At 72.5% G+C, this 11673-nt stretch carries 12 protein-coding genes and 1 pseudogene; 10 read left to right on the forward strand and 3 right to left on the reverse strand.

Going from position 1 to position 11673, the window contains the following annotated elements:
- The 6 genes from ACZ4VK_RS07880 (at position 1) to ACZ4VK_RS07905 (ending at position 7472) form a co-directional block, all read left to right on the forward strand.
- Positions 1–660: a choice-of-anchor M domain-containing protein gene (locus ACZ4VK_RS07880; RefSeq protein ID WP_468349642.1), complete on the forward strand. Its 660-nt coding sequence runs from the start codon at positions 1–3 to the stop codon at positions 658–660.
- Between the two features lie 75 nt (positions 661–735).
- A complete protein-coding gene (locus ACZ4VK_RS07885; protein WP_468349644.1) occupies positions 736–2490 on the forward strand; it encodes a choice-of-anchor M domain-containing protein in 1755 nt (584 codons plus the stop codon).
- A gap of 77 nt (positions 2491–2567) precedes the next feature.
- A complete protein-coding gene (locus ACZ4VK_RS07890; protein ID WP_468349646.1) occupies positions 2568–4106 on the forward strand; it encodes an anchored repeat ABC transporter, substrate-binding protein in 1539 nt (512 codons plus the stop codon).
- A complete protein-coding gene (locus ACZ4VK_RS07895) occupies positions 4106–5821 on the forward strand; it encodes a TIGR03773 family transporter-associated surface protein (protein WP_468349648.1) in 1716 nt (571 codons plus the stop codon). Before ACZ4VK_RS07890 ends, ACZ4VK_RS07895 begins: the two co-directional genes overlap by 1 nt.
- The gene (locus ACZ4VK_RS07900; RefSeq protein ID WP_468349650.1) at positions 5818–6585 is read left to right on the forward strand and encodes an anchored repeat-type ABC transporter ATP-binding subunit; all 768 of its coding nucleotides are present in this window, start codon (positions 5818–5820) and stop codon (positions 6583–6585) included. Before ACZ4VK_RS07895 ends, ACZ4VK_RS07900 begins: the two co-directional genes overlap by 4 nt.
- Positions 6582–7472 carry an anchored repeat-type ABC transporter permease subunit gene (locus tag ACZ4VK_RS07905; protein WP_468349652.1) on the forward strand — a complete coding sequence of 297 codons (891 nt, stop codon included), beginning with the start codon at positions 6582–6584 and terminating at the stop codon, positions 7470–7472. Before ACZ4VK_RS07900 ends, ACZ4VK_RS07905 begins: the two co-directional genes overlap by 4 nt.
- 263 nt (positions 7473–7735) lie before the next feature.
- Here ACZ4VK_RS07905 and ACZ4VK_RS07910 read toward each other — a convergent pair whose 3' ends face one another.
- From ACZ4VK_RS07910 to rpmB, 3 genes are all read right to left on the reverse strand, one after another.
- On the reverse strand, positions 7736–8959 hold the full coding sequence (locus ACZ4VK_RS07910; RefSeq protein ID WP_468349653.1) for a GTP-binding protein: 1224 nt from the start codon (positions 8957–8959) through the stop codon (positions 7736–7738).
- A 180-nt stretch (positions 8960–9139) separates the two neighbouring features.
- Positions 9140–9445 carry a 30S ribosomal protein S14 gene (gene rpsN, locus ACZ4VK_RS07915; protein ID WP_468349654.1) on the reverse strand — a complete coding sequence of 102 codons (306 nt, stop codon included), beginning with the start codon at positions 9443–9445 and terminating at the stop codon, positions 9140–9142.
- The gene (rpmB, locus tag ACZ4VK_RS07920) at positions 9445–9681 is read right to left on the reverse strand and encodes a 50S ribosomal protein L28 (protein ID WP_468349655.1); all 237 of its coding nucleotides are present in this window, start codon (positions 9679–9681) and stop codon (positions 9445–9447) included. The genes rpsN and rpmB overlap by 1 nt, the downstream gene beginning before the upstream one ends.
- Before the next feature lie 67 nt (positions 9682–9748).
- Between rpmB and rpmG the strand changes: the two genes are divergently transcribed.
- The 4 genes and pseudogenes from rpmG to rpsR all read left to right on the forward strand — a co-directional run bounded on the left by rpmG (position 9749) and on the right by rpsR (position 11667).
- Positions 9749–9913, forward strand: a complete 165-nt coding sequence (gene rpmG / locus ACZ4VK_RS07925; RefSeq protein ID WP_468349656.1) for a 50S ribosomal protein L33 — start codon at positions 9749–9751, stop codon at positions 9911–9913.
- Positions 9914–9956: 43 nt separating this feature from the next.
- Entirely contained in the window at positions 9957–10202 is a 246-nt protein-coding gene (locus ACZ4VK_RS07930; RefSeq protein WP_468349657.1) for a type B 50S ribosomal protein L31, read from the forward strand.
- Positions 10202–11353 (forward strand): CobW family GTP-binding protein, encoded by a 1152-nt coding sequence (locus ACZ4VK_RS07935; RefSeq protein WP_468349658.1) that lies wholly within the window; start codon positions 10202–10204, stop codon positions 11351–11353. The genes ACZ4VK_RS07930 and ACZ4VK_RS07935 overlap by 1 nt, the downstream gene beginning before the upstream one ends.
- A 77-nt stretch (positions 11354–11430) precedes the next feature.
- Positions 11431–11667, forward strand: a pseudogene (gene rpsR / locus ACZ4VK_RS07940) (30S ribosomal protein S18).
- Positions 11668–11673: the final 6 nt, after the last annotated feature.

Below are 11673 nucleotides of genomic sequence, written 5' to 3' on the forward strand. Positions count from 1 at the left end.
TTGCACACCCGTAAGCGCCTGATGACCATCACCGGCGTGGCCGCCGCCGCGCTCGCCGTGGCCGGTCTCAACAGCTCCGCGTTCGCCGCGACCACGATCTCCAACGGTCACGTCGACGTCCTCGACGCGGAGTGGGACGGCGCTGCCTTCGCTCTGCACGTGCACGACGAGACCAACGCGGTCGAGTACAGCCCGGCCGACGCGAACTTCGCCGTACCGGCCGCGGCCAAGGTCACGCGCCCGTCCGGCACGGCGTACGGCTTCCTCGGCACCGGCGCCCAGGTCTGGGTCCTGCCCCAGGACGAGGCCACCGCCACCGCGAAGAACATCCTGTGGCCCGGCATCTCCACCGAGCACCTGGCCACCGGCGTGTTCGCCAACAACACCGTGCAGTACAAGCTCGGAACGGTGACCCGCAACGGCCTCGCCACCGACGACTTCAGCGTCTACAAGGTCAACGGCTCGACCGTGGACCGCTACTACGACAGCGGCACCAGCACCACCTACAAGAACAAGACGTTCACCGTCGGCGGGCACGACCACGCCAACTGGGCCTTCGAGGAGCCCGGCACCTACAAGGTGACGTTCACCGTCACCGGCACCGTCGGCGGTGTCGCCAAGTCGGCCACGGACACGTACACCTTCACCGTCTCCAACTGACCGGCGTACCTACCGCGGTGACCCGCCCGTGCCCGCCGCACGGGCGGGTCACCGCCATGGCAAGGAGGCAGGACCATGAGCGTCCTGACACACGGCCGGCGCGCCGTCGCGGCGACCGCCGGCACCCTGGCCGCGGCGCTGCTCGCCACGGCGGCCGGGCTGGTCGCCGCGGGCACGGGGACCGCCCACGCCGAAGGCGGAGCGGTGGTGCTCGCCCAGGGCGACATCGACTTCGTGCCCCAGCTCGCCGACGGCCGTCTCGACCTGCGGATCGCCGACCGCACCGGCGCGACGACCGTGGTACGCGAACCGTCGGAGGTCGTGCTGCACGTGGTGCCCGACGCGCAGGAATCGATCATCTCGCCGGTCAGCCCGATCCTCGGCGATGGCGTCTACGGATGGTTCCTGAACGGCCGCCACGCGAAGGAGGTCTTCGCGCTGACCCCCGGCTGGACGGGGCCGGCCGGGACGGAGTCGGTCGAGGTCACGCTCGACCGCTTCCAGGGGGAAGGACGGTTCGGGCTCTACACCTTCACCGAGGAGATGGAGGGCTCGGACCAGGAGCCCGTCCAGCACCTCAACAGCGAGGACCCCGCGCTCCGTTCCTTCGCCCTGCCGCAGGGGCCGGACCGGTTCGCGCCCACGTGGGGCTTCGCCGCCGAAGGAGTCCACCGGCTCACCCTCACCGTCAGTGCGACACTGGCCGACGGCAGCAAGGTCAGCGACACCGAGACCCTTGCCGTCGCCGTCGGCTCCACGGACCCGACGCAGGTACGGCCCGGTGACGGCACCACCCCGCCGGTCCCGACGACACCGCCGCCCACCACCCCTTCCCCGTCCGTCCCGACACCGACCTCGACGGCGCCGACCGCGCACGTCATCGACGACGGGCACATCGACCTGGCCGCCCGGCCGGTGGAGGCAGGGGGGCTCGCGTTCCAGATCAAGGCAGGCACACCCCAGGACCCGCGGTGGCACGAGCCCGATGACGTCGTCATCCACGTGCGGCCCGCCGCCAAGCGCCGTATCACCGACGCGTACGCCTTCCTGGGCACGCCGGGCGACCCCGTGTGGTGGCTGCCCTCCAGCCGGCTCGCCGGACTGGTCTGGCCCGGCTGGAACACCGCAGGTTTTCCCGCCACGGAGGTGAGGGGAAGGGTCACCTTCCGGGTCGACTCCCTCCAGGGCCCCGGCACGCTCGCGATCATCAACGACAACTCGATGGACAGCACCACCCTCGTGAACAGCGGGGACGGGCTGCCCGACGCCTTCGAGCACACCGCCGGCAGCCACTCCCACTCCGCGTGGGCCTTCACCGAGGAAGGCGTCTACCGCACGACCTTCACCGTCGCCGCCACCCTCACCGACGGCACGAAGGTCAGCGACACGGCGACGATCGCCTGGGCGGTCGGAGCCGCCGACCCCACGACGGTGAAGCCCGGCCAGGGGACCGAGCCCACCGCACCCTCGACCGCCCCGCCCACCGGTACTCCGACCACCGGCACCCCGACCACCACCGCGTCCGCGTCGCAGCCCGGCCCGTCCGAGCCCGGCCCGTCGGCTTCGGGGCCCGGCCCGTCCGCGTCGCCGTCCGCACCGACGACCGGTGCCACGGACGGCCCGTCGAACACGGGGGGCAGCTCGACGACGGCCGGCGGTGGCGGGAACGGCAGCCAGGCCGCCGGAGGTTCGGCCGGAGGTCGGCTTGCCGCCACCGGCGCCCCCGCACTCCTGCCCCTCGGCCTCGCGGTCGCCGCCGTCGGCGTCGGAGCGGTGGCCTTCCTCGCCGCACGCCGCCGCCGCGAGGACCCGTCCGCCACCGCTCTCTGACCACCGGCTCCGGGGGCTCACAGCCGTCCCTCCCGTCCCCGGAGCCGGTCCTCCGTACCCACCAAGGAGTTTCCGCCGTGCGCACCGCACCACGAAGAACCGCCCTCGCACTGGCCAGTGCCGTCCTGTTGGCAGGCTGCTCGGGCACCGGCCCCGGCACGTCCGACGCCGCCCTGACGGTCTCGACGACCACCGGCATCATCGCCGACCTGGTGCGCCAGGTCGGCGGCGAGCGGGTGGACGTCACCTCGATCGTGCCGCACCACGGCGACCCGCACTCCTACGAGCCCAGCCCCGGCGACACGGCCAAGGTCGCCCGGGCCGACATCGTCTTCTCCAACGGGCTCCTCCTGGAGGAGCCCGGCATCATGAAGATGATCCACAACAACGCCCGCAAGGGCGCACCGAAGATCGAGATCGCCGCCAAGCTGGAGCAGTTCGGCGGCACCGTCATGAAGCTGGAGGAGGACCTCGGGCTCGACGTGCTGTGGCTCGGCTGGGCCGTGGAAGGCGCCGTCTCCGGCGAGGGCGCGCACGTCCGCACCACCGCCGTGAAGCTCGACGGCCCGGGCGACCTGCACGTCTACCTCACGGACACCCTGGGCAACCCCACCAGCTACATCGACTCCTCCGACGGCCTCGACGCCAAGGACTCCTTCACCCTGCCGCCCGAGGCGCACACCCACGTCAACTGGGTCTTCACGAAGCCCGGTACGTACGCACTGACCGTACGTGGCCAGGTCGAGGCCCTGGACGGCAAGACCACCGACGCCGGGCAGGGCACCGTCAGCTTCACGGTCGGCGGTGCCGCGCACAACAAGGCGGCCGCGGGCCGCAAGGCGCTCGACGGCGGCCACGCCGACCTCACCCTCAACGCCCAGCAGAAGTCGGTCTACGTACGGACCGACGAGAAGGCCACCGGCGAACGGGTCCGCATGCCCGGCACGGCCGTGGCGCTGAACGTGCCCGACAGGGCGAAGCAGCAGGTGCCCAAGGAACCGCAGTACCGCTTCCTCGGCTCGGCCGGCCAGGACATCTGGGTGCTGCCGCAGGCCGTCATCGGCAAGCACGTGCACGGTGACATGGACCCGCACGCCTGGGGTGACGTCTCCAACGCCGAGGCGTACGCCCGCCGTGTCCAGGCCGAACTCACCAAGGCCGACCCCGCCGGCAAGGCCGTCTACGAGCGCAACACCAAGGCGTACCTGAGCACGCTCGCCGATCTCCACAAGGACGTCGCCGCCACCCTCGCGACCGTCCCCGCGGCCAACCGCAAGCTCATCACCACGCATGACGCCTTCGGCTACCTCGCCAAGGCGTACGGCATGGAGGTCGCCGGGTTCGTCGTCCCCGTACCGAACCAGGAGCCGAGCGCCGCGGAGGTCGAGAAGCTGCGTCGCGCCATCCAGGAGAAGAAGGTCCCGGCCGTCTTCCTCGAACCCAACCTCGCCGCACGCGCCGACATCCTGCGCCGGGTCGCCCAGGACGAGGGCGTCGGCCTCTGCACGATCTACGGCGACTCCTTCGACGACACGGTCCACGACTACGTCGGGATGATGCGCCACAACGCCGACGAACTCGCCCGCTGCCTGGGTGGAAAGGGAAGCAGGACCTGATGAGGAGCGTACGGAAGAAGGGGATGACGGGCCGGATCGCGCTGGGCTGCGCTCTCGGCACAGCGCTGATACTCGCCCCCGCCGCCGCGGCCGTCGCGGCGCCCGACGAATCCGGCCCGGCCGGGACGGCGGCGCCCGAGGCACCGCTGTCCCCCGCCGCGCCGCCGACCGGTCCGGCCGTCGACGTCGACGACACCCATCTGGTGGTCGTGCCGGACGACGCCGCGTACGCGTTCCTGGGCGCGGCGGGCGCGCGGATATGGGACGTCGAGGAGCCCGCGGACACCGCCGGACTGACCCTCACGGCTGTCGAGGGCCCGGGCGCCCTCGTCGTCCACCGGGCGGGGGAGGAGGGGACGGCTCCCGAACTGCTGGCCCACAGCGGCGGTGCCGAAGGGCTCCCCGAGGAGGGGTACGCGATCCCGCCGCGCTCCGCTGACACCTCTGACGCCGCTGCCACCGCCGTACCCGCCGCTCGCTGGGCGTTCACCGCGCCGGGCACGTACCGGCTCACCCTCGCCCACGCAGCGGCGGAGACGGATTCGGTCCGCAGGACGACCACGCTGGCGGTACGGGTGGGGGACGCGGCCATCGCCACGCTCCCCGCCGCCTCCCCGACCCCCTCCGCCTCCCCGACCCCCTCCGCCTCCCCGTCCTCCTCCTCTCCCTCGGCTTCGGCCGACGCGCTCCCGCGTGAACAGAGCGCCCCGGCGATGGGAGCGCAGGCCTTCGAGGCGCCCCTCACCGCGACGGCCGTCACGGAGAAGGCCGCCACGGAGAGGAAGGTGCTCGACAACGGCCATCTCGACATCGCCGCCCGGGTCGTCGACGGGAAGCTGCAGATCCAGGTCAAGGACGACACCGTCGCCGGGAAGACCACCTGGCGTGAACCCTCCTCGGTCGTGCTCCGCGTCAAGTCCAAGGCGAGGAAGCAGATCCCGGCAGGGGACGCCTTCGCCTTCCTCGGCAAGGCGGGCGACCCGGTCTGGATGCTCGACCAGGTCCAGCAGGAGGGCCTGCTGTGGCCCGGCTGGTCCACCGACAACGTCGCATCGGGCGCCCTCAAGGGCGGCGTGAAGTTCGGCCTCACCAAGGCCGAAGGACCCGGCGGCTTCACTCTGTTCTCGTACGACGGACTCTCGGGCGCGACCATCCTGCTCAACAGCAGGGACGGCGTACCGGACGCCATCGACGTGCCGGCGAACACGCACGCGCACGGGGGATGGGCCTTCGGCGGTGAGGGCGTCCACCGGCTGACCCTCTCCATGACCGGAACCCTGGCGAACGGCTCGGCCTCCACCGACACGGAGACGCTGACGTTCGTGGTCGGGGACACGACGGACCCGGGCGCCGTCGACCCGTCCGGCGGCCGGTCCGGATCCGGATCCGGAGGATCGTCCGCGGGGACCGACAGCAAGCCGGGTTCCGGGGGATCGTCCGCGGGGACTGACGACAAGCCCGGTTCCGACGGCGGCGACTCCGCATCCGGAGGTACGGGCAACAGCACGGGCAGCGGCAGCGGCAACGGCAGCGGCAACGGCAGCGGCGCCGGAGAAGGCAAGACGGCGGGCAAGGGCACCTCGGGCTCCATGGCAAGCACGGGTGCCGAGGACGTCGTGCTCATGGGCGGTGGCGCCGTGGTGCTCGCCGCCGCCGGTACGGCCCTCGTCGTGACCAACCGGCGCCGGGAGCAGCGGAACGGGGCGAAGGCATGAGCGACAGCGATCCCGTACTGCGGGCGGAAGGCGTCACCGTCGCCCTCGGTGGCCGCATCGCCCTCCAGGACGCCCACCTCTCCGTCGGCGCGGGGGAACTCGTCGGGCTGATCGGACCCAACGGCGCGGGCAAGACGACTCTGCTGCGCGCCGTCCTGGGCCTGGCTCCGGTGTCGGCCGGCCGCGTCCTGGTGGCCGGCCGGCCGGTGTCGGAGGCCCGCCGGCTGATCGGCTACGTGCCCCAGCGGCACGAGTTCGCCTGGGACTTCCCCGTCGACATCGCGGGCGCCGTCCTGTCCGGCCGTACCCGGCGCATCGGCTGGCTGCGCCGACCGGCGGCGGAGGACCACACCGCGGTGGACCGCGCTCTGGAACTCACCGGCCTCACCGACCTGCGGCGCCGGCCCATCGGCGAGTTGTCGGGCGGCCAGCGCCAACGCGTGCTCGTGGCCCGTGCCCTGGCCGCCGAACCGAGGATCCTGCTCCTGGACGAGCCGTTCACCGGCGTCGACGTCCCCACGCAGGAACTGCTCAACGACCTGTTCGGCCGGCTGGCCGGGGACGGAACCGCCCTCCTGATGACCACACACGACCTGGCGGCCGCCGCCCGCACCTGCACCCGCGTGGTCCTGCTCAACCGGACCGTGGTCGCCGAGGGCGGGCCGGAGCTGCTGTCCGACCCGGACCGCATGCTCCGGGCCTTCGGCCTCGACCGCGCGACTGTGCCGCACCAGCGGACGCCCGACAAGGAGGCGGCGGCGTGATCGAGTTCCTTCTCTCCCCGTGGGAACTTCCCTTCATGCAGCGGGCCTTCGCGGTCGCCGGGGTCGTCGGACTCGTCTGCGGGGTCGTCGGCGTGTACGTCGTCCTGCGCGGCATGGCCTTCATCGGCGACGCCGTGGCCCACTCCGCCTTCCCCGGAGTGGCCCTCGCCTACGCCCTGGAGGGCAACCTGCTGCTCGGCGGTGCCGCCGCCGGAATCACCACCGCCGTCCTCATCGCGTTCGTCTCCCAGAACCGGCGGCTGAAGGAGGACACCGTCATCGGTGTCTTCTTCGCGTTCGCGTTCGGCCTCGGCATCGTCCTCGTCTCCACCCGTGACAGCTGGACGACCGACCTGTCCTCCTTCCTCTTCGGCCAGGTCCTCGCCGTGGGCCCGGAAGACGTGTGGACGGTGGCGGCCGTCGGAGCCGTGGTCGTCACGGTCGTGCTGCTCCTGCGCAAGGAGCTCATCGCCGTGACCCTGGACCGCGAGACGGCCCGCGCGGCCGGCCTGCCGGTCTTCGGCCTCGACCTGGTGCTCTACATCGTGGTGACGACGACGATCGTCATGTCCCTTGAGGCGGTGGGCAACATCCTCGTCCTCGCGCTGCTCATCACACCCGCCGCGACCGCGCGGATGATCACCGACCGGCTCGGTGTGATGACCGTGCTCGCCTCCGGTATCGGCTGCGTCGGCACCTTGGGCGGACTGTACGTGTCCTACAGCTACGACCTGGCCGCAGGCGGCTCCATAGTCGTCGTGCTCACCGGCCTGTTCGCCCTCACCTGGTGCCTCGCCCCGAAGCACGGCCTCCTGGCGCGCGCCCGGCGTCGAGCGGTGCCCACAGCGGCCCTCACGCCGGAGCCCGCGACGGAAGCGACCGTATAAGGGAACACGCCGCAAGAGCGAGTGGGGGGGGGGGGGGCGGGGGGGCCCCCCCCCCCCCCCCGGGCGGGCCCCGCCCGGGGGGGCCCCCCCCCCCCCCCCCGGGGGGGGGGGGGGGCGGGGGGCGGGCCCCCCCCCCCCCCCCCCGGGCGGCGCCCCGCTCTGCCGCACATATTTCCCGCCCCCCCCCCCCCCCCGGGGGGGCGCCCCCCCCCCCCCCCCCCCCCCCCCACTCGTCTCGGGCCTTACGGAAATCGATGCCGCGCTCAATCCGCGTCGATGTGGCTGAAGAGAGGGTCGTGCCACCCGCTCCAGGCCGCGCGCCCGAGGGACAGCTCGGCATCCGTGAGCAGCGCGCTGTCCAGTGCGCCCGTGATGCGCGGGACGTCGAGGCCTGGGCCGGTGAACCTGATCTCGCTGCGCCGCTCGCCGTAGTAGTCGTCCCAGAGCCAGCAGGCGAGCGTCCGGCGCTGCGCGGAAGCGGCCTCCCAGGCGGGGGTGTCGTACTCCTCCAGCCACCGGTCGCATTCGCGGACGTCGAGGTGGGGGCCGGCCGACCGCCAGTGGATGACGGCGTCCGGCCTGTTGGCGAGCCAGAGGTGGCCCCGGCTCCGCAGTACGCCGAACATGACGTCCCTGAGGGCTTCGGCGAGCCGGCCCGGATGGAGGGGCCGCCGGGCGCGCCAGACGAAACTCGACACCGTGGGGTGGGTGTCCGGGGGTGAGGCGAGGAGGGTGACCGACTCCAGTGCGGCCGCCCACGTCTCCCGTGCGCGTGCCGGCGACTCCCCTCCCGTCAGGGCCGACTCGCTCGCCGGCAGGTGCCGCAGCGCGCCCACCCGGGCACGGGTGTTGAGGTGTCGTACGAGGGCGGTGGCGCCCTCCTGGGGAGGAGCGCCGTCCGGTGCGGTCATGAGGAGCGTGTCGGCGGCTTCGATCTGCCGGACCGCGACCTCGGCCGTGGTGAGCGGCTCGCTCCATCCATGGCCCGTCCATATCTGGGCCGCCCGGCGTACGTCGGTGATGTCCCTGAGGAGGGCGGTGGCGTCCACGGCGGCGAGTACGGGAGCGCAGTCGTAGTGATCCTCCAGGCTGTCGGCCCCGACCTTGCTGCGCCACAACCGCAGGAGGAACGGCAGGAGGTCGACCTCCTGGGAGAGGCTGAGGAGGACGCGGACGTCCTTCCTGGCCCGCCGCAGTGCGATCAGGTCCTGTCGGAGGATGACCGTCGGATCGCCCGTCGCGCCCGACGAGACGCATGCGTCGTCGAGCGAGGAGCCTCCGGCGGTCGTCAGGCGCTGGACCACCGGGTAGGGGCCGGTCGTGCCGGCCTGGACGGACACGGAGAGGGTGACCGCTGCCGGATGGCGACGGGACAGTTGATGGGTGAGCTCGCCGCGTACCTCGGGGGTGTTGCCGACGAGGACGCTCAGCACGCCCTTCGGCGTCGCCGCGCCGCTCGGGGCGCGGCGCTTCGGATCAGGTTTCATGACGAGGGTGCCTCTCGGGCATCCGCGTGCGGCACCCCGTGGTCCCCCTCGCGGGCCCAGGGGGTGCCACACGCGGACGGGAGTGACCCTAAACGCGCATGGTAGCCATTTTCAATAGCTGGGAGCGTGCCATGCGCTCGGGTACTGCCCGGCTGGTCGGATGTGTGGTGGAACCGGGGTCTACCAGGACGACTTGGTCACTCCCGGCAGGAATCCGGCGTGGGCCTGCTGTCGTGCCCGCACCCGCGAGAGTCCGAACTTGCGCAGGTAGCCCCGGGGGCGCCCGTCCACGCTGTCGCGGTTGCGTACGCGGGTGGCGCTGGCGTTACGCGGCTGCCGGCGCAGTTCCGCCTGGGCGGCCTCGCGTTCGGCCGCGGTGGAGGACGGAAGGCGGAGGATCTCCTTGAGCTCGGCCCGCCGGGCGGCGTACCGCTCGACGACCTCCTTGCGCTTCTCGTTCTGCGCGATCTTGCTCTTCTTCGCCATCAGACCTTTCCTCCCCGCGCGCGGATGCGGGCCACGGCGGCCTCGATGCCGATCACGTCCACCGTCTTGATCGCCTTGGTGCTCAGCGTCAGGCGGACGTTGCGCCCCTCGCTGGGCAGCCAGTAGCGCTTGCGCTGGATGTTGGGGTCGAAGCGGCGCGACGTGCGCCGGTGCGAGTGGGAGATCTTGTTGCCGAAGCCCGGCTGGGCACCGGTCAGTTGGCAGTGGGCCGACATGGGAGTGGCCGCCCTTCTCGCCGCTGGGGCGTGTTGGTAATGGAAATCATTGCCATATACTAGCCCCATGGCACGCAACGAACTCCGCCCGGTCATCAAGCTCCGTTCGACAGCGGGGACGGGCTTCACCTACGTCACCCGCAAGAACCGCCGGAACGATCCGGACCGCCTCACCCTGCGCAAGTACGACCCCCTGGTCCGACGCCACGTCGACTTCCGCGAAGAGCGCTGACCGCCCCCGGCCCCTCCCCGCCCCACCACCGAAAGGCCCTGCCATGAAGTCCGGAATCCACCCCGCCTACGAGCCCGTCGTCTTCCGCGACTCCGCCTCCGGCACCGCGTTCCTCACCCGCTCCACGATGACCAGCGACAAGACCGTCGAGTGGGAGGACGGCAACACCTACCCGGTCGTCGACGTCGAGATCTCCTCCGCGAGCCACCCCTTCTACACGGGCACCGCACGCGTCCTCGACACCGCCGGCCGCGTCGAGAAGTTCCAGCGCCGCTACGGAGCCCGCTGATGGGCCACGCGCACAAGCTCCCCGTCGTCATCGTCGCCGGGCTGCACGCCGACGCCCGGAGCGAGGTCGTCGACCGCCTCCTGAAGACCGTGCCCGGGAGCGTGGCCCTGCACCACGACCTGGCCGGAGCACCCGACGGCACCGTCCTCCGGCTGATCCGCGACGCCTCCGGCACCCTCTCCCGCGGGGAGACGCCCCTGGTCGACGACTGCGCGTGCTGCGCGCTCCGCGAGGACCTGGTCCCGGAACTGGAGCGGCTGGCGGACGGCGGCCTGACCCGGCTCGCCGTGGTCGAGCTGTGGGACTCGGTCGAACCGAAGGCCATGGCCGAGGTCATCGCCGGACACGGCGGGGACCGCCTGGCCGTGACGAACGTGATCACCGCCGTGGACCCCGCGCTCGTCCTGCCCTACCTCGCCAACGGTGACGACCTGTCGGAAGCCGGCCTCGCCGCCGCCCCCACCGACCAGCGGACCGTCGGGGACACCTGGGCCCGGCAGCTGGAGTACGCGCCCGTCCTCGCCGTCGTCGACAACGAGGAGGCCGACGACGAGGACCGCGCCCTCCTCGCGCAGCTCCACCCCACCGCGCGCCGCGTGGAGGCCGGTTCCGACGAGCTCGCCCGGGCCGCCCTCGCCGGCTTCGACGTCGAGGCCGCGGCCGCCGCGCAGCACCCCGCGTGCGCGCTGCTGCCCCAGGAGGCGGACGAGGCCGGCGTCGCGACCTTCGTCTGGCGTCGCCACCGCCCGTTCCACCCGGAGCGCCTCTACCAGGCACTCGAGGACCTGTGCTGCGCGGCGGCCCGCAGCCGGGGCCGGTTCTGGCTCGCCGACCGCCCCGACACCCTGCTCGCCTGGGACGCGGCCGGCGGCGCGCTGTGCGTGGAGAGCGTCGGCCCGTGGCTGGCGTCCCTCCCGGACGCGGCCTGGGAGATGGTCCCTCCCATGCGCCGTGCGGCGGCCGCCCTCGACTGGCACCCCGACCACGGCGACTGCTGCCAGCACCTCGTCTTCACGTCACCCGGCCTGGACCGGGACGGTCTGGAACGGCTCCTGGACTCCTGCCTGTTGACGGACGCGGAGTACGGATCGGGGCGCGAGGCGTGGAAGCACCTGCCCGCCGCCTTCGACTCCCTCCTCGACGCCGCCTGACACCCCGTACGCCCCGTACACCCCGACACGGCCCGGTACAGGCCGTGACCGAAACGATCCCGCAAGGAGACACCACCATGGCCCGACGCCAAGACCCCGGCAGGCCCGTCAAGAACCGGCCCAACCCGCTCGACGCGGCCGGCATCACGTACATCGACTACAAGGACACCGACCTGCTGCGGAAGTTCATCTCCGACCGGGGCAAGATCCGCAGCCGGCGCGTCACCCGCGTGACCGTCTAACAGCAGCGGGCCCTCGCCGCCGCCATCAAGAACGCCCGGGAGATGGCCCTCCTGCCGTACGCGGGCCGCTGACGGCAT

The organism is Streptomyces sp. NPDC028711 (assembly GCF_055565415.1).

Coding starts and splice junctions, on each gene's coding strand:
- rpmB (WP_468349655.1), bottom strand. CDS start 9,681: ATGTCGGCCCACTGCCAACTGACCGGTGCCCAGCCGGGCTTCGGCAAC.
- ACZ4VK_RS07935 (WP_468349658.1), top strand. CDS start 10,202: ATGGGCCACGCGCACAAGCTCCCCGTCGTCATCGTCGCCGGGCTGCAC.
- rpsN (WP_468349654.1), bottom strand. CDS start 9,445: ATGGCGAAGAAGAGCAAGATCGCGCAGAACGAGAAGCGCAAGGAGGTC.
- rpmG (WP_468349656.1), top strand. CDS start 9,749: ATGGCACGCAACGAACTCCGCCCGGTCATCAAGCTCCGTTCGACAGCG.
- ACZ4VK_RS07885 (WP_468349644.1), top strand. CDS start 736: ATGAGCGTCCTGACACACGGCCGGCGCGCCGTCGCGGCGACCGCCGGC.
- ACZ4VK_RS07895 (WP_468349648.1), top strand. CDS start 4,106: ATGAGGAGCGTACGGAAGAAGGGGATGACGGGCCGGATCGCGCTGGGC.
- ACZ4VK_RS07910 (WP_468349653.1), bottom strand. CDS start 8,959: ATGAAACCTGATCCGAAGCGCCGCGCCCCGAGCGGCGCGGCGACGCCG.
- ACZ4VK_RS07930 (WP_468349657.1), top strand. CDS start 9,957: ATGAAGTCCGGAATCCACCCCGCCTACGAGCCCGTCGTCTTCCGCGAC.
- ACZ4VK_RS07900 (WP_468349650.1), top strand. CDS start 5,818: ATGAGCGACAGCGATCCCGTACTGCGGGCGGAAGGCGTCACCGTCGCC.